We start from the raw sequence: 16,388 nt of genomic DNA on the forward strand, positions 1-16,388 counted from the left end.
CGCCGAGGCTCCGGGGAGGGTCAGGGGCGAAGGTCGTCGCCGGCGAGGACCTAGGTCCCCGGCTTGCCGGCGTCGGCATAGGAGCGCACCACCGAGACGTTGAGCGGGAAGTCGACGGGCAGCTCGCGGAACAACAGCCGGCCGGCGGTGGACGCTGCCTCCGCCACCTCCGCAGCGACGGCGTCGGCGAGCCCGGCCGGGGCGTGCACGACCACCTCGTCGTGCAGGAAGAAGACGAGGTGCGGCCTCTCGTCGAGGGGACCCTCGCCGCCCAGGCGCCAGAGCCGGTTGCGCAGGTCGGCGATCCAGCACAGCGCCCACTCGGCGCCCGTGCCCTGCACCACGAAGTTGCGGGTGAAGCGACCGAAGGACCGACGCCGCCGGTCGAGGTCGTCGAGGTCGGTCGGGGGTGCGTCGGGGGACTCGTCCCAGGAGCCGCCGAGCGCCGGGCTGCCCCGCCCGAGCAGGGTGCGGACCACCTGCCCCCGCTCGCCCGCGCGCGCTGCCTCCTCGACGAGCCCGAACGCCTGGGGGTAGCGCCGGGTCAGCCCGGCGACCATCCGGCCGCTCTCGCCGCTCGTGGCGCCGTACATCGCGCCGAGCAGGCCGAGCTTGGCGTCCTGCCGGGTGGCGACGGCTCCGGCCTCGACCATCCCCTGGTAGAGGTCGGCGCCCCGCGCGGCCCGGGCCAGGGCGCGGTCGCCGCTCATTCCGGCCAGCACGCGCGGCTCGAGCTGCGCCACGTCGGCGACGACGAGGACCCAGCCCTCGTCGGCCACGGCCGCCGACCGCACCTGGACCGGGAACGACAGGGCGCCGCCGCCGTTGGACGACCACCGTCCCGTCGCCGACCCGGCGGGCTGGTAGACCGCGCGGAACCGGCCGTCGCGGACCCACTCGTCGATCCACGCCCAGCCGTTGGTCGAGAACAGGTGGGCGAGGGACTTGTAGCGCAGCAGCGGCTCGACGACCGGGTGGTCGACGGCGCGCAGGGTCGACGCCCGGATGTCGGTGACCTCGATGCCGGCGCGGCGCAGGGCGGCCAGCAGCTCGGGTCGGGAGTCCGGGTTGAGGCCGGGGGTGTCGAGGAGACGTCGTACGTCGTCGGCGCACTCCGCGAGCAGCCGCGGGCGGGCGCCGCGGGGCGGGCGGGGGCCGAGCCGCTCGGTCAGCAACGCCTCGTGGACGTCGACGCGCCACGGCACACCCGCGTGGGTCATCTCGGCGGCCGCGAGGGCCCCTGCCGACTCCGCCGCGACGAGGAGCCTGAGCCGGGTGGCCTCGAGGGAGGCGTCGATCGCCGCCAGCTGGCGCGCGTCCTCGACGTCGGCGCGCAGGTGGTCGAGCGCGTCGTGCCCGCTGAACAGGACGGGCTCCGTGACGGTCGCCGGCCGCAGCCGGTCCCACAGCTCGGCCTCGTCGCCGCCCAGCAGCGACGGGTCGACGGCGGGTGCCCGGGCCAGGAGGCGCCTGGACAGCCGGAGGTCGTGGCACCGGGCCACCCGCACCCCGGCCGCCAGCAGCGGGGGATACCACCGTGCGGTGTCGTCCCAGACCCACCGCGGGTCGTCGGGCTCGCGCTCGCCCACGTAGCCCGGCAGGTCGGCGAGCGCCACCTCGTGGGTCGTGCCGTCCTCCGAGACCTGCACGCGCTCACCCGGCAGCCGGGACAGGCGGACGCGGGTCATGGGGACAGCCTCCACGACGGCACCGACGTCGCCGTTGCCGGCCGCCGACACCGCCGGTCGGGGTCAGTCCAGCTCGAGCACCTCGGACACCGGCCGTCGCGGGGTGCGGGCCGGCGGGGGCCGTCCGGTGGACCGCCAGCCGACGCGGACCAGCAGGAGCGGGTGGGCCAGGCTGCCGAGGACCTCGGTCTGGAAGGCGGCCCGGGTCTCGGGCACCTCGATCACCTGGCTCAGCGGCACCAGCGCGAGTCCGGCCGTCGTGGCGGCCAGCCACATGGCGCCCAGCCCCTCGCCCGCGCGCAGCCAGGCAGCCGGATCGTCGTCCGTGTCGAAGAAGACGAGGAGCCCGTCGGAGGTCTCCAGGTCCGTGGCTGTCCGGTCCTCCCACGCGCCCTCGAACCGGTGCGGGTGGCCGCCGGCGAGGTCCGGCCCGCCGGGCAGGGCGTCGGGCGGCAGACCGTCGTCCCCGCCCCGGTGCCCCCAGGCCTCCTGCTCCGCACGCGCCACAGGGTCCGCCCACTGCAGCTGGTGGGCTCGCCGGACGAGTCGCTCGGCGATGAAGCGTTCCGACTCGTCGGTCAGGGCGACCGCCCGCGCGCCCCAGTGGTTGGCGATCCGCGCGAGGTGGGACTGCCGCTCCTCCGGCACCGGCCAGGCCGTGAAGCGACGCCTGTCGGTGCAGCGCCGGTCCAGGGCCGCGAGCGTCTCGTCGGCCGTGGCGGGCGGAGGACCGGGGGACAGGTCGAGGAAGGCCAAGAGGTCGGGGCGGTCCGGGTCGGGGTGGCGTGCCACGCGGGTCTGCCACCCGAGCGCTCCCGCGGCGACCTGGGCGTGGTGCAGGGCCGCACCACAGCTGAGGGTGAGGTTGCGCGCGTCGGGATCGGTGTGAGGCAGGCGGCGAGCGGTGTCGGCGTACAGCGCGAGGGTGCGCGAGCCACCCCGCCAACGCCACGGCTGGGTGTTGTGCACGCTGGGTGCGCGCGCCGCGATCTCCACGATCCGGTGCAGCGTCTCCACGGGGACGAGGCGGGTGCTGGTCATGGCCGGCTCCTTGGCAGGTGTGGGTCCTGCTCCGAGCGTGCGCGCTCGCGGGGCGGGTCGGCAGAGCCGTTGGTCCCGGGCGGCCGGGTCGTCGGGCTCTGCCGGCCCGGCGCGGCGGCTCCTAGCGTCGTTGCATGAGGACATCGCGCGACCCCACCTCCATCGCTGCGCTCACCTTTCTGGGCGCCGTCGACACGGTCACGGGCAGCCGCTTCCTCGTCGAGAACGGCGGCGTCCGCGTGCTCGTCGACGCCGGGCTGTACCAGGGCCTGGCGGTCCACCGGAGCCGCAACTGGGACCCCTTCCCCGTCGACCCGGCGGGCATCGACCACGTCGTGCTCACCCACGCCCACCTCGACCACACCGGCTACCTGCCGCGGCTGGTCAAGGACGGTTTCGGGGGCCGCGTGACGTGCACCGCCGAGACAGCCGACCTGGCGGCCATCGTCCTGCGGGACAGTGCCCACCTGCAGCAGGAGGACGCCCGTTACGCCAACTACGCCGGCTTCTCCCGGCACCGCCCCGCACTTCCGTTGTACGACGACAGCGATGTCGAGCAGGCCCTGAAGCTGATCGATCCGGTGGACCTCGAGCACCCCCTGAGGCTGGGCCCGGACGTCACCCTCACGCTGCGATCGGCGGGACACATCCTCGGCTCCGCCACCGCCGCGCTGCGCCTGGGGGAGCACCGGGTGGCCTTCAGCGGTGACCTCGGTCGTGCGCACCACCCGCTCCTGCGCCCCCCGGCCGACCCGCCCGAGGCGGACACGATCGTGGTCGAGTCGACGTACGGCGACCGGCAGCACCCACCCCCGGACCCGCAGCTGCTGGCCGACGCGGTCAGCCGCACCGTGGCCCGGGGCGGGAGCGTGCTGGTCCCGGCGTTCGCCGTCGACCGCACCGAGCTGGTGCTCCTGGAGCTGCGGCGGCTGATGGAGCGCGGCGACATCCCGGACGTCCCGGTCTTCGTCGACAGCCCGATGGCCCTCGCCGCGCTGGACTGCTACCGACGGGCGGCGTCGCGCGGCGGGCCTCAGCTCCGCCCCGAGGCGCGCGGGCTCCTCGCCGACCTCGACGGACCGGACGTGCACGCCGTCCACGACGTCGAGGGGTCGATGCGGCTCAACCGGCCGCGCACCCCCAGCATCGTCATCTCCGCGTCGGGGATGGCCTCGGGCGGTCGGGTCGTGCACCACCTCGCCCACCAGCTGCCCGACCGGCGCAACTGCGTCGTGCTCACCGGCTACCAGGCCGAGGGCACGCGCGGTCGCCGGCTCGCCGACGGTGCGCGCCAGGTGAAGATCCACGGTCACTACGTGCCGGTGCGGGCGGAGGTCGTCACGCTCACCGACTTCTCGGTCCACGCTGACGCCCACGAGACGGTCGACTGGCTCAGCCGGGCACCGGTCCCTCCGCGCACCGTCTACGTCGTGCACGGCGAGCCGCACTCCGCGAACGCTCTGGCCCGGCGCGTCTCGGAAGAGCTGGGCTGGACGGCCGTGGTGCCGCGGTACGGCGAACGGGTGCTGGTGGACTGAGATGACCACGCTCCGCCCGATGCCGGTCCCGACCGTCGGCCGGGCACCGGGCGCTGCACCCGGGTGGATCGTGGCCGCCGACCTGCTCGCGAAGACACTGTTGCTCCTCGCGGTCGCACGGGTGGCGATCGATCCGGGCTGGGGCAACCTCGAGGGCAAGGCGCCCGGCACGCGCGCTGTGACCTACCCGATGCTCGCCCTCCTCGTCCCGGTGCTCCACCTCGCGCTGGGCCGCACCCGCCCGTACCCCTGGGGCGCGGACCTGCTGGTCACCCTGCCCGCGTTCTCCGACGTGCTGGGCAACCGGCTCGACCTCTACGACCGCGTGGTCTGGTTCGACGACGCGATGCACGTCGCTGCGACCTGCGCCCTCAGCGCGGGCGTGCTCGTCCTGTCCGGCGCCGCGCGACTGCCGCTGGACCGCCGGCTGCAGCTGTCCGTGGCAGCCGGGCTCACCATGTCGCTGGCGTGGGAGCTCTGGGAGTACGTCGCGTTCGTGACGAGGTCGGGAGAGGCGGCGACGGCGTACGTCGACACCCTCGGCGACCTGGCGCTCGGCTGGCTGGGCGCCGTGCTGGCCGCCCTCCTCCTCGCGGTGCCCGGCCGGAGCGGGCGACCCGTGGAGAGGACTCGTGCACCACGTCGGAGGGACCTCTGGCCCTGCACCCCGGCTCCCCCCGAGGGGCACCGTGGAGGAAGGACGTGAGGAGGAACATCATGGACAGCAGGACCTCAGGAGCCGTCGTCGTCGGGGTCACGGGCCGGGGACGGGAGACGTCCGCGCTGCGCTTCGCCGCCGAGCACGCGAGGCGGGAGGGAGCACGCGTCGTGCTGGTCCACGTCGGCCGGGTGTCGCTGCCGACCGTGCCCGGGCTGGTGGTGACGCCCACGGACGCGATCGACGTCGCCGAGCGGATCGTCCGTGAGGTCGCCGAGGAGCTCGAGGAGCTCGTCGGCGGTCCCGTCGCCCACCACGCCGTGGCGGTGACCGGGGTGCCCTCGCAGGTGCTGGTCGAGCTCAGCCGCGACGCCCGGCTCGTCGTCGTGCAGCACCGTACGTCGACCGCGCTCGAGCGCCTGTTCGTCGGGTCCACGACCAACGGGGCCGCGGCACGGTGCCACTGCCCGCTCGTGTCGGTGCCGGCCGGGTGGGAGCCCCCGCCGGGCGGCACGGCCGAGGTGGTGGTCGGTGTCCACGAGGCAGGTGTGCCGCGGCAGGTGCTCCAGGCGGCCTTCTCCTGGGCCGACCGGACCGGTGCGCCGCTCCGGGTGGTTCACGCGTGGCGACTCGACGCCGCCTACGACGACATCATCACCCACCGGGTGGACGAGGAGTGGCGGGCGACGCAGAAACGGCTGCTCTCCGCCGCCGTGGCCGACCACCGCGACTCCTGGCCCACCGTCCCCGTCGAGGTCGAGGTGCGGCACCAGTGGCCGGCCGACGTCCTGGTCGACGACTCGAGGAACGCCTCCCTCGTGGTGATCGGGCGGCGCGGCGCCCGAGGCTGGATCCCGGAGCACCTCGGTTCCCTCGCGCGGACGGTCCTGCGGGCGTCGATGTGCCCGGTGATGGTCGTGCCGGTCGCCAGCGACTCCCAGCCCTCCACTGACTGGGAGCTCACTGCCGACGAGGTCGCTCCGCAGACGTGAGCTCAGGTCGTACCCGGATGATGGCGTCGTGCTGCACCGCCATCCCTTCCTCAGCCTGCTGACCCTGGTCTACCTGGGCTTCGTCGGCCTCGTGACACTGACGCCGGGCAACGAGCAGCCCGACTATGCCGGGCTGGCCGGCCGGGTGCTGGCTCGCCTGGAGCGCTACCCCGACCTCGACCCGGTGACGAGCCGGCTGAGCGTCGAACGCATCGAGTTCCTCGCCAACATCGGGCTCTTCGTCCCGCTCGGCATGTTCCTGCTGCTCCTCGTCGGCACGCGCCTGTGGCTGGTCGCGCTTGCCGCCGGCATCGTGCTCACCTCCATGATCGAGGCCGTCCAGCGCGAGATCCCCGGCCGGGTGTCCGACCCTCGCGACGTCGCCGCCAACTCGATCGGCATGTTCCTGGGCATCGCACTGGCACTCGTCCTGACGCTCCCGGCGACCCTGCGCCGGCGGCGGGAGCGCGGCTAGCGTCCCCCTGTGGCCGCGTGCTCGCGGGCGGCAGCGACCAGCCCCGCCATCAGCCCGATCTCCACCCGGGTCTCGGGGTGCCACTGGACCGCCAGGCGCCAGCGGTCGCCGGCCGCCTCCATCGCCTCCACTGTCCCGTCGGCGGCCCGCGCCACAGCAGTGAAGCCGGGGTGGCTGGCCACCGACTGGTGGTGGTGGCAGCTGACCTCGACGCTGGCGCCGACGAGTGCGGCCAGCCGCGAGCCCGTCTCGGTCGCCACGTCGATGGAGCCGTAGGCGTCCCCACCGGGGGAGTGCGTCTCGTGACCGACCAGGTCAGGAGTGTGCTGGTCGAGGGACCCGCCCGCGTGGACGGCCATGAGCTGCATGCCACGGCAGATCCCCAGCACCGGCAGCCCCGCCTCGTCGGCGGCGTCCAGCAGGGCGAGCTCCCAGGAGTCGCGGTCGGGTCGCCAGCCCGCCGTGCGGGCGTGCGGCCGCGCGCCGTAGCGGTCCGGGTCGACGTCCGCCCCGCCCGAGACGACGAGCGCGTCGATCCGCGACACCACCCGGGCCGCGGCACCCGGCGAGGCGACGGGAGGGAGCAGCAGGGGCACGCCGCCCGCGGCCTCGACCGAGGCGGCGTACTCCGTCGGCAGCAGGTCGGCGCGGGCGTTCCACACGCCCCACGCCGCGACCTCGCGGTAGGTCGTCAGCCCGACGACCGGAGCCCCACCCACCTCAGGCCTCAGACCGGGGTGACGTAGGCGCCCGAGATGCCGCCGTCGACGAGGAAGGTGTTGGCGGTCATGAAGCTCGACTCGTCGGAGGCGAGGAACAGCACCGCGTTGGCCATCTCCTCCGGCTCGCCGAAGCGCCCCATCGGCACGTGCACCAGCCGCCGGGCGGCCCGCTCGGCGTCGCTGGCGAACAGCTCCTTGAGCAGGGGGGTGTTGACCGGGCCGGGGCAGAGCGCGTTGACGCGCACGCCCTCGCGCGCGAACTGCACTCCGAGCTCGCGCGACATCGACAGCACGCCGCCCTTGGAGGCGGAGTAGGAGATCTGCGACGTCGCGGCGCCCATGACCGCCACGAACGACGCGGTGTTGATGATGGAGCCGCGCTTCTGCTCCAGCATGTAGGGGAGCGCGGCCTTGCAGCACAGGTAGACGCTGGTGAGGTTGACCTCCTGCACCTTGCGCCACGCCTCGAGGTCGGTGTCGAGGATCGAGTCGTCCTCCGGCGGCGAGATGCCGGCGTTGTTGAAGGCGATGTCGACCGAGCCGTAGGTGTCCTTGGCCGTCCTGAAGAGCGCGTCGACCTCGTCCTTGGAGGTCACGTCGACGTGGACGTACGTGACCACGTCGGGGCCGCCGAGCTCAGCAGCCAGCGCCGTGCCCGCGGCGTCGTCGATGTCGCCGATGACGACCCGGGCGCCCTCCTCGACGAAGCGCCGTACGGTCGCCAGACCGATGCCGCTGCAACCACCGGTGACGACGGCCGTGCGGCCCTCGATGCGTCCTGCCATGGGGTGCTCCTTGCCTTTCAGGGGGATCGGTGGATCAGTGCGCGATGAAGACGTTCTTCTCCTCGGTGAACGCGTTCGGCGCGTCCGGGCCGAGCTCGCGGCCGAGGCCGGACTGCTTGTAGCCGCCGAACGGCGTCCAGTAGCGAACGGCCGAGTGGCTGTTGACCGAGAGGTTGCCGGCCTCGACGCGCCGGGCGACCCGCAGGGCCCGGCCGACGTCGGAGGTGAAGATCGAGCCGGACAGGCCGTACTCCGTGTCGTTGGCCAGGGCGACCGCCTCGTCCTCGTCGTCGAAGGCCATCACGGCCACGACCGGGCCGAAGACCTCCTCGCGCCACACCGCCTCGGTGGTGTCGGTCGACTCAACGACGGTGGGGGGCAGCCACCACCCCGGCCCGTCGGGGACGCTGCCGGTGAACGCGACGCTCGCCCTGTCGAGGTAGGCCTGCACGGAGTCGCGCTGCCCGGCGGAGACCAGCGGACCCATCTCGCTCTGCTCGTCGGCGGGGTCGATCACCCGCAGCGCCTTGACGGCGGTCTCGAGCCGACCGACGAACTCGTCGTACGCCGATCGCTGCACGAGGATCCGTGAGCGCGCGCAGCAGTCCTGCCCGGCGTTGTCGAACACGGCGTACGGCGCGCTGGCCGCGGCCGCCGCCACGTCGGTGTCGGCGAAGACGATGTTCGCGCTCTTGCCGCCCAGCTCGAGGGTCACCCGCTTCACCTGGTCGGCGCAGCCGGCCATGATCCGCTTGCCGACCATCGTGGACCCGGTGAAGCAGACCTTGCGGACGAGCGGGTGGGTGACGAACCGCTCGCCGACGACCGACCCCTTGCCCGGGACGACGTTGAGGACACCCTCGGGCAGGCCGGCCTCGACGGCCAGCTCCCCGATGCGGATCGCCGTGAGGGGCGTCAGCTCCGCCGGCTTGAGCACGACCGTGTTGCCGGCGGCGAGCGCGGGCGCGAACCCCCACGCCGCGATGGGCATCGGGAAGTTCCAGGGGACGATGATGCCCACGACGCCGAGCGGCTCGTGGAACGTCACGTCCGTGCCGCCCGGCACCGGGATCTGCCGCCCGAAGAGCCGCTCGGGTGCGGCGGAGTAGTAGTTGAGGCAGTCGCGGACGTTGCCCGCCTCCCACCGCGCGTTGCCGATGGTGTGCCCGGCGTTGAGCACCTCGAGCTGCGCCAGCTCCTCGAGGTGCTCGTCGACGAGGGCGGCGAACGCCCGCAGGAGCCGCGCGCGCTCGCCGGGAGCCACGTCGCGCCACGCCGGGAACGCATCGTGCGCCCGGGCGATGACGGCGTCGGCCTCCTCCATGGTCGCGGAGGCGGGGGAGACGTCGAGCTCCACACCGGTGCTCGGGTTGATCAGGATGCTCATGCACGTACTCGCTTCGCTCCGTGCGCGCACGAGGCTCTTGGTGCGCTGCATTGGATGATTCGCTCGCTTCGCTCGCTCATGTCAGCCTTCCTGGGGACTCGTCTCACAACCGCTCGAAGCCGCGGAGCAGCTCCCAGTCGGTGACGGCGGCGTTGTAGGCGGCCAGCTCGACGTCGGCCATGTTGGCGTAGTGGTCGACGACCTCGTCGCCCAGGGCGGTCCGGGCGACGGCGGAGGTGTGGAACGCCTCACGGGCCGCCGCCAGCGTGCCGGGCACGCGGGGCTTGTCCGAGGCGTACGCGTTGCCCGTCAGCTCCGGCTCGAGCTCGAGCTCCCGCTCGATGCCGTGCAGCCCGCCGGCGATCATCGCGGCCAGGGCGAGGTAGGGGTTGGCGTCGGCGCCGGGGACGCGGTTCTCCATGCGCGCGGCGGGTCCCGACCCGACCAGGCGGACGGCGCACGTGCGGTTGTCCAGGCCCCAGCCGATCGTGGTCGGCGCGAACGAGCCGTCAGCGAACCGCTTGTAGGAGTTGATGTTGGGCGCGAACATCAGCGTGAAGTCGGCGACCGTCGCCAGCACGCCGGCGATGAAGCTGTCGTAGAGCGGCGTACGTCCTCCGCTCGCGTCGTCCCAGAACACCAGGTCGCCGTCCGCGCCGCGCAGCGACAGGTGGATGTGGCAGGAGCTGCCCTCGCGGTCGTTGGGCTTGGCCATGAACGTCAGGGACCTGCCGTGCTGGGCGGCGATCTCCTTGGCGGCGTTCTTGTAGACGGCGTGGTTGTCGGCCGTGGTGAGCGCGTCGGCGTACAGGAACCCGACCTCGTGCTGGCCGAAGTTGCACTCGCCCTTCGCGCCCTCGACGTCGAGCCCCGCGGCGTACATGTGGTTGCGGATGTCGCGCAGCAGCGGCTCGACGCGGGTGGTGCCGAGGATCGAGTAGTCGACGTTGTACTGGTTGGCGGGCGTCAGGTCGCGGTAGCGCTTGCGGTGCGCCTCCTCGTAGGTGTCGTCGTAGATGACCAGCTCGAGCTCGGTGCCGGCGAGTGCCACCAGCCCGCGCTCGGCGAGGCGCGCAAGCTGCGACTTGAGGATCGCGCGGGGGCTCGCGACGACCGGGCGGTGGTCGGTCCACTCGAGGTCGCACTGGACCATGGCGGTGGCGGGTAGCCACGGCAGCAGCCGGATGGTCTGCTCGTCCATGACGAACTCCATGTCGCCGTAGCCCTGCTCCCACGACGTCATCGCGTAGCCGTCGACGGTGTTCATGTCGACGTCGACGGCGAGGAGGTAGTTGCAGCCCTCGGTGCCGTGCCCGATCACGTGGTCGACGAAGTAGCGTCCGTGCAGGCGCTTGCCCTGCAGGCGGCCCTGCATGTCGGTGAAGGCGAGGACCACCGTGTCGACGTCGCCGGCGTCGATGCGCTGGCGGAGCCCCTCCATGGTGAGGTGGCGGTCGTTGCGTGTGCTCACGTCGTCTCCTTGCGTGCAGTGTGGGCTGGCCGGTCGGCGCGGGACGGGGTCAGACGAGCAAGCCGCGCAGGAGCGCCGCCGTGTCGTCGCAGTGTTGCTCCATGGTCTTGCGCGCCCGTTCGGCGTTGCCGGACTCGATGGCACGCACGAGCGCGGCGTGCTGGCGGTCCGAGTGGGCGATGTTGGTGCCGAGAACCGGGATGGCAAGCAGCATCTCGTGCAGCGTCGCCTGCACCGACGTCACCGCCTCGACGGTCCGCGGCGAACCGGACAGCGAGGCGATCGTCAGGTGGAACCGCGAGTCCGCCTGCCGGTGCTGCGCCGCCTTGCTGGCCGCAGCGACCTCGGCGTGCGCCCGCTCGAGCTGGCTCCGCTGCTCCTGGTCGAGCGTCGCGCTCGCCGCGAGGTACGCGGCGCCGGACTCGACGATCCGGCGGAACTCCAGCGCGTCCAGCCACTCGCTGCGCCGGGCCACGGAGATCCGGGCGGCCGCCCGGGCAGGCGGCGTCCGGGGCTTCAGCGTGACGACGGTGCCGCCGCCGCGGCCGCGCGTGGTCTGGACCAGCCCGGCCTCGCGCAAGGCGGCCATCGCCTCGCGGAGCGTCGCCCGGGAGACGTGGAGCATGGCGGCGAGCTCGCGCTCGGGAGGCAGCGTGGACCCGAGCGGGTAGACCCCCAGACGGATCGCGGTGGCGAGCTGCTCCACGCACGCCTCGAACGCGTGGTGGCCACGCACCGGCCGCAGCACCGCTCCAGGCAGGTGCGGTGCGGGGGAGGCGGTCACGACTTCATCCTTCGGGCGGCGACGGCCGGCGTCAATCGGCGCCGAGATCCAATGGTCTGAGTTCATACCATTTTTTCGGCAACGTATTTACACCCGAATCGGGCGGGGTCTAGCGTCCGCTTCACATTCGCACGATCGTCTGTTCGGAGGGTCCGCCATGCCCGAAGCACACGAGCCGATCCCGGCTCACCACGACGCAGAGCTCAGCGCTGACGAGAAGCACCTCGCCAAGCTGGGGTACAGCCAGGAGCTCAACCGCTCCTGGTCGGGGTTCTCCAACTTCGCGATCTCGTTCTCGATCATCTCGATCCTGGCCGGGTGCTTCACCAACTTCGGTGCCGGGTTCAACAACGGTGGTCCGATCTCGATCTCCTGGTCCTGGCCGATCCTCGGCATCTTCATCCTCATCATCGGCTTCACGATGTCCGAGCTCGTGTCGGCCTACCCGACCTCCGGGGGCATCTACTGGTGGGCGTCGAAGCTCGGCGGTCCGATGTCGGGCTTCTTCACCGGCTGGCTCAACCTGATCGGGCTCGTCGCCGTCACCGCCGGTGTCTCCTACGGGTGCGCCACCTTCATCGACCTCACGATCAGCACGTGGTCCGAGAGCTTCGCCGAGGACTACTCGCTGACCCGCGTCTTCGTCATCTTCGTGATCGTCCTGGCGCTCGTGTCCGTGCTGAACATCTTCAGCAGCCACCTGATGGCGGTCATGAACAACGTGTCGGTGTGGTGGCACGTCGTCGGCGCGGCGGCGATCGTGGTGATCCTGCTGCTCGTCCCCGACCAGCACCAGTCCTTCAGCTACGTCTTCACCGAGCGCTTCAACAACTCGGGCTACTTCGGTGGCGAGACCGGCACCCTCGGCTTCTGGTTCGCCATCGTCCCCTTCGGGTTCCTGCTGACGCAGTACACGATCACCGGCTTCGACGCCTGCGCACACCTGTCCGAGGAGACCGCCTCGGCGTCGACCGCGGCCGCGAAGGGGATCTGGCAGTCGATCCTCTACTCGGTGATCGGCGGCTACATCCTGCTGCTGACGGTCGTCTTCGCGATCCCCGACGACGCCAGTGGCAACCCGGACAACGCCGGTGTCGGCGCCGGCGGCGTGGCGTACATCTTCGTGCAGTCGATGGGCGCCAACTGGGCGGGCCTGGTGCTCTTCATCTCGGCGTCGGCCCAGTTCTTCTGCGCGACGTCCTGCATGACGTCGGCATCGCGGATGACCTTCGCCTTCAGCCGCGACGGGGCCATCCCCGGCTCGAACACGCTGAAGAAGCTCACCTCCACACGCGTCCCCGCCAACGCCGTCGTCTTCGTGGCGATCTGCGCCGCCGTGGTCACGCTGCCGGCACTGGTCGAGGTCAACATCGGCACGCCGGAGGCACCGCTCATCGTCCCGGTCGCGTTCTACGCCGTGACGTCGATCGCGGTGATGGGGCTCTACCTCGCCTTCGCCATCCCGATCTGGCTGCGGTGGAAGCACGGCGACCAGTTCGAGGTGGGCACCTGGAACAACGGGTCCAAGTACAAGTGGATGAACCTCGTCGCCGTCGCCGAGATCGTCATCGTGATCTTCTACCTCTCGATGCCGTTCGTCCCGGCCGGCAACCCCTTCAGCGAGACCGACTTCGCCTGGAAGTTCGTCAACTACGCGCCCCTGGTCACGCTCGCGTCCCTCCTGCTGCTGGCGATCTGGTGGAACGCCTCGGCGAAGAACTGGTTCACTGGGCCCAAGACCACCATCGACGAGGCCGTGGTCAAGGCCTTCGACGACTGAACACGACGCGCCTCGAGAGGCAGAAGAACCCCGGGTCGCTGACCTGGGGTTCTTCGTCTGTGTCAGGGCAGCATTCCCCGCACGGGTCGCCCGGGGAACGCGTCCGTCTGGAGGACCTCGTCGCGGACCACGAACTGGCCGTCGACGAGGAGGTGCGTGACACCGCGGGAGGGACGGGTCGGCTCGACGTACGTCGCCTGGTCGGTGAGCCGCGCCGGGTCGATGACGACGAGGTCGGCGTCCGCGCCGACGTCGAGCCACCCCTTCCCGCGCGCGGCGGGTGCGAACCCGGCGACGAGCTGCGCGGGGAGGTAGGAGCAGCGGCGGAACGCCTCGGCCCAGGTCCACAGGCCCGTCTCGCGGACCATCCGGCGCAGGGAGCGTGCGTAGGTCCCTGCCGTGCGCGGGTGGGTCTGGCCGCCGGGTGGCAGGGGCCACTCGCGCGAGTCGGTCGAACCGTCCGGCCACACCACGTGCATCGCGTCGCTGGCGACGATCGCGTCCGGGAAGGCGAGCGCACGCGTCAGCATCGCGGCGTCGGAGGGGTCGTCCTCGTCGAGGAACCTCACCACGCACACTGCCCCGGGGTCGGTGGCGCGCAGCTCCTCGAGCCGCCGGAGGTCGGCGACCCGCTCGCCGGTCGTCACCAGCGAGATGTCGGTCGGGCGCAGCCCCCACGCGGGCAGCCGCTCGGGGGCGAGGAAGAAGGCGCCGATCGCGGTGCTGCCGGCGCCGTACGGATAGGTCTCGACCGTGACGCGCGAGCCGTGCGCACGCGCGTCGTCGAGCAGGCCGAGCACCCGGTCGACGTGCCGGCGGGAGGTGCTGTTGACGTGGCAGTGGTGCATCGGCGCACCCGTCTCCGCGGCGGCGCGGGTGATCTCGAGCGACCCGTCGATCGGCGTCGTCGCATCGGCCTCGACGATCTCGCGCACGTGCGTGAAGGTGCCGGTGCCGGTGGCGGCTGCGAGCCGGGCGACCTCGAGGAACTCGGCAGGGTCGGACCGTGGCGCGTAGCCCATCAGGACGCCGATGCCGAGGGCGCCCGCCTCCAGCTCGGACTCGAGGAGGCGGAGCCAGGTTGCCCGCTCGGACGCCGAGGACGTCCGCTGCCACGCGGGGTCGCCCAGCATCGCGAGCGAGGCGTTGAGGTCGGCGTCGGGTGTGGTGCCGAGGTGGGCCTGCGCGCGGGCGTCCCCCCACGAGGCGGAGAAGCCGTAGTGCAGGGGCCGACCGTCGGCCGCCGCGCGCGAGTAGGCCCTGTCGATCGGCATCAGCCCGGCCTCGAGGTCGAGCGTCGTCGTCACCCCGTCGAGCGCCTGGAGGCGCTGGCCCGCGATCGAGTGGACGTGGCTGTGCACGTCGACGAAGCCGGGTCCGACGACATGGCCGCTGACGTCGACGACCTCGGCCTCCCCGGCGCCCGGCGGCGCCGACCCGACGGCAGCGACCCTCCCGCCGTCGACGACGACATCGGCCACGCGCTCGGTTCCGGCGCGCGGGTCCACGACCAGGCCACCGCGGAGAATCAGCACTCCTCCATCCAACTCCAGGACCCCCGTGCCCTCATTGGAGGATCGGACAAACGCAGCCGGAGTTGACTGGCCGCTCGGACGAACTATCGGCCCCTGCCACACCCCTACGGTGGCCCGCATGTTGGAGAAGACGGGGCTGCCCGCCGCCACCCGCTGGCTGGACGACAACTTCGCTCGCCTCGTCACCGAGCACGACGTGCCCGGAGCGACGGTGGCCGTGCTCGCCGCGGGGGAGGTGGTCGCCGCGGCCAGTGGCGTGACGAGTCGTCGTACGAACGTCGAGGTCGACACCGACACCGTCTTCCAGATCGGTTCGATCACCAAGATCTGGACCACGACGCTGGTGATGCAGCTCGTCGACGACGGCATCCTCGACCTCGACCAGCCGCTGCTCGACCACCTGCCCGAGCTCGTGATCGCGGACGTGGAGGCCGCGAAGGCTCTCACGACCCGGCACCTGCTCACGCACACCGCTGGGTTCGAGGGCGACATCTTCACCGACACGGGTCGGGGCGACGACGCCATCGAGAAGTACGTCGCCACGCTGGCGGAGCTCCCTCAGCTCTTCGCTCCCGGCACCATCTTCTCCTACAACAACACCGCGTTCGTGCTCCTCGGCCGCCTCGTCGAGGTCCTCCGGGGGAAGCCCTTCGACGAGGTCCTGGTCGAGCGGATCGCGCAGCCGCTCGACCTGACCAGCGTGAGCCCGAGCCCGTACGACGCGATCCTGCACCGTGCCGCCACCGGCCACGTGGCCGACGAGCACGGCGCGACGACCGCGGCGCCGACGTGGGCGCTGGCTCGGTCCAACGCCCCGGCCGGTTCGATGCTCGCGATGACGGCGACCGACCTCCTCGGCTTCGTCCGGATGCACCTCGAGGGCGGGACCGGGGCCGACGGTGCCCCGGTGCTCAGCGCCGCGTCGGTGGAGGCCATGCGGGCCCGGCAGATCGACCTTCCCGTCCTCTCCGGGATGGGGGACGCGTGGGGCCTCGGGTGGGAGCTCTTCGACACCGACCAGGGCGTCGTCGTCGCCCACGACGGCGGCACCATCGGCCAGGCCGCGTTCCTGCGGGTGGTGCCCGAGCAGGGCGTGGCCATCGCGCTGCTGACCAACGGCGGCGACGTCTTCGGCCTCTTCAACGACGTGCTCGCGCAACTGCTCCGCGAGCTCACCGGTGTGGTGCTCCCCGAGCGGCCCACCCCGCCGGCCGAGCCCGCGGAGGTCGACCCCACCCCCTACCTCGGTCACTACGCGGACACCATCTACGACATCCACGTCAGCCGGGACGCCGACGGCCGGCTCTGGCTCGACCGGGAGCCGAAGGACATCATCGCCGCGATCGGCGAGAAGCCGATGCGCTTCGAGCTCGTGCACCTCGCCGGAGACTCCTTCATCACGCTCGAGGCCCACCACGGCATCCACGTCGTCTTCGCGTTCATCGGCCGCGACGCGGCCGGACGCGCCCAGCACGTCCACTACGGCCGCGTCGTCTCGCGCGCCGACTGATCGCCCTCACCACCCCCAACAC

General features: G+C 72.3%; 14 protein-coding genes. 6 read left to right on the forward strand and 8 right to left on the reverse strand.

Annotated elements, in window-relative coordinates:
• Positions 1-50: 50 nt before the first annotated feature.
• The gene (locus JOD65_RS13320; protein ID WP_191197139.1) at positions 51-1,688 is read right to left on the reverse strand and encodes a bifunctional 3'-5' exonuclease/DNA polymerase; all 1,638 of its coding nucleotides are present in this window, start codon (positions 1,686-1,688) and stop codon (positions 51-53) included.
• A gap of 63 nt (positions 1,689-1,751) precedes the next feature.
• Positions 1,752-2,729 carry an Acg family FMN-binding oxidoreductase gene (locus tag JOD65_RS13325; RefSeq protein WP_191197138.1) on the reverse strand — a complete coding sequence of 326 codons (978 nt, stop codon included), beginning with the start codon at positions 2,727-2,729 and terminating at the stop codon, positions 1,752-1,754.
• 134 nt (positions 2,730-2,863) lie between these two features.
• Here JOD65_RS13325 and JOD65_RS13330 point away from each other — a divergent pair, with 134 nt between their 5' ends.
• Genes JOD65_RS13330 through JOD65_RS13345 form a run of 4 tightly spaced genes read left to right on the forward strand, consistent with a single transcriptional unit; the run spans position 2,864 to position 6,392 of the window.
• Positions 2,864-4,267: an MBL fold metallo-hydrolase RNA specificity domain-containing protein gene (locus JOD65_RS13330; RefSeq protein ID WP_191197137.1), complete on the forward strand. Its 1,404-nt coding sequence runs from the start codon at positions 2,864-2,866 to the stop codon at positions 4,265-4,267.
• 19 nt (positions 4,268-4,286) lie between these two features.
• A complete protein-coding gene (locus JOD65_RS13335) occupies positions 4,287-4,973 on the forward strand; it encodes a DUF2238 domain-containing protein (protein WP_191197136.1) in 687 nt (228 codons plus the stop codon).
• Positions 4,974-4,984: 11 nt separating this feature from the next.
• Positions 4,985-5,917, forward strand: coding sequence for a universal stress protein (locus tag JOD65_RS13340; protein WP_191197135.1), 933 nt, complete (start codon positions 4,985-4,987; stop codon positions 5,915-5,917).
• A 28-nt stretch (positions 5,918-5,945) separates the two neighbouring features.
• Positions 5,946-6,392 (forward strand): VanZ family protein, encoded by a 447-nt coding sequence (locus JOD65_RS13345; RefSeq protein WP_191197134.1) that lies wholly within the window; start codon positions 5,946-5,948, stop codon positions 6,390-6,392.
• On the opposite strand, the gene JOD65_RS13350 is transcribed toward JOD65_RS13345, so the two are convergent.
• From JOD65_RS13350 to JOD65_RS13370, 5 genes are all read right to left on the reverse strand, one after another.
• A complete protein-coding gene (locus tag JOD65_RS13350) occupies positions 6,389-7,111 on the reverse strand; it encodes a gamma-glutamyl-gamma-aminobutyrate hydrolase family protein (RefSeq protein WP_191197133.1) in 723 nt (240 codons plus the stop codon). The two genes, JOD65_RS13345 and JOD65_RS13350, sit on opposite strands and share 4 nt — an antisense overlap.
• A gap of 8 nt (positions 7,112-7,119) precedes the next feature.
• A complete protein-coding gene (locus tag JOD65_RS13355; RefSeq protein WP_191197132.1) occupies positions 7,120-7,899 on the reverse strand; it encodes a 3-oxoacyl-ACP reductase in 780 nt (259 codons plus the stop codon).
• 34 nt (positions 7,900-7,933) lie between these two features.
• Positions 7,934-9,286 carry an aldehyde dehydrogenase family protein gene (locus JOD65_RS13360; RefSeq protein WP_191197131.1) on the reverse strand — a complete coding sequence of 451 codons (1,353 nt, stop codon included), beginning with the start codon at positions 9,284-9,286 and terminating at the stop codon, positions 7,934-7,936.
• 103 nt (positions 9,287-9,389) lie between these two features.
• Entirely contained in the window at positions 9,390-10,757 is a 1,368-nt protein-coding gene (locus tag JOD65_RS13365) for a glutamine synthetase family protein (RefSeq protein WP_307821154.1), read from the reverse strand.
• A gap of 49 nt (positions 10,758-10,806) precedes the next feature.
• Complete coding sequence (locus JOD65_RS13370) at positions 10,807-11,541, reverse strand: FadR/GntR family transcriptional regulator (RefSeq protein ID WP_307821155.1); 735 nt, start codon at positions 11,539-11,541, stop codon at positions 10,807-10,809.
• A 157-nt stretch (positions 11,542-11,698) separates the two neighbouring features.
• On the opposite strand from JOD65_RS13370, the gene JOD65_RS13375 reads away from it, so the two are divergent.
• Positions 11,699-13,321, forward strand: a complete 1,623-nt coding sequence (locus JOD65_RS13375) for an amino acid permease (RefSeq protein ID WP_191197129.1) — start codon at positions 11,699-11,701, stop codon at positions 13,319-13,321.
• Positions 13,322-13,383: 62 nt separating this feature from the next.
• Here JOD65_RS13375 and JOD65_RS13380 read toward each other — a convergent pair whose 3' ends face one another.
• Positions 13,384-14,856 carry an amidohydrolase family protein gene (locus JOD65_RS13380; RefSeq protein ID WP_204811165.1) on the reverse strand — a complete coding sequence of 491 codons (1,473 nt, stop codon included), beginning with the start codon at positions 14,854-14,856 and terminating at the stop codon, positions 13,384-13,386.
• Positions 14,857-14,974: 118 nt separating this feature from the next.
• Between JOD65_RS13380 and JOD65_RS13385 the strand changes: the two genes are divergently transcribed.
• Positions 14,975-16,366, forward strand: coding sequence for a serine hydrolase domain-containing protein (locus JOD65_RS13385; RefSeq protein WP_191197127.1), 1,392 nt, complete (start codon positions 14,975-14,977; stop codon positions 16,364-16,366).
• Positions 16,367-16,388: the final 22 nt, after the last annotated feature.

The sequence above is a fragment of the Nocardioides cavernae genome (assembly GCF_016907475.1).
GTDB lineage: Bacteria > Actinomycetota > Actinomycetes > Propionibacteriales > Nocardioidaceae > Nocardioides > Nocardioides cavernae.

Bases quoted from the DNA above. Each gene is read 5' to 3' on its own strand.
- JOD65_RS13330 (WP_191197137.1), top strand. From the start codon at position 2,864: ATGAGGACATCGCGCGACCCCACCTCCATCGCTGCGCTCACCTTTCTG.
- JOD65_RS13375 (WP_191197129.1), top strand. From the start codon at position 11,699: ATGCCCGAAGCACACGAGCCGATCCCGGCTCACCACGACGCAGAGCTC.
- JOD65_RS13355 (WP_191197132.1), bottom strand. From the start codon at position 7,899: ATGGCAGGACGCATCGAGGGCCGCACGGCCGTCGTCACCGGTGGTTGC.
- JOD65_RS13320 (WP_191197139.1), bottom strand. From the start codon at position 1,688: ATGACCCGCGTCCGCCTGTCCCGGCTGCCGGGTGAGCGCGTGCAGGTC.
- JOD65_RS13335 (WP_191197136.1), top strand. From the start codon at position 4,287: ATGCCGGTCCCGACCGTCGGCCGGGCACCGGGCGCTGCACCCGGGTGG.
- JOD65_RS13340 (WP_191197135.1), top strand. From the start codon at position 4,985: ATGGACAGCAGGACCTCAGGAGCCGTCGTCGTCGGGGTCACGGGCCGG.
- JOD65_RS13385 (WP_191197127.1), top strand. From the start codon at position 14,975: ATGTTGGAGAAGACGGGGCTGCCCGCCGCCACCCGCTGGCTGGACGAC.
- JOD65_RS13360 (WP_191197131.1), bottom strand. From the start codon at position 9,286: ATGAGCATCCTGATCAACCCGAGCACCGGTGTGGAGCTCGACGTCTCC.
- JOD65_RS13325 (WP_191197138.1), bottom strand. From the start codon at position 2,729: ATGACCAGCACCCGCCTCGTCCCCGTGGAGACGCTGCACCGGATCGTG.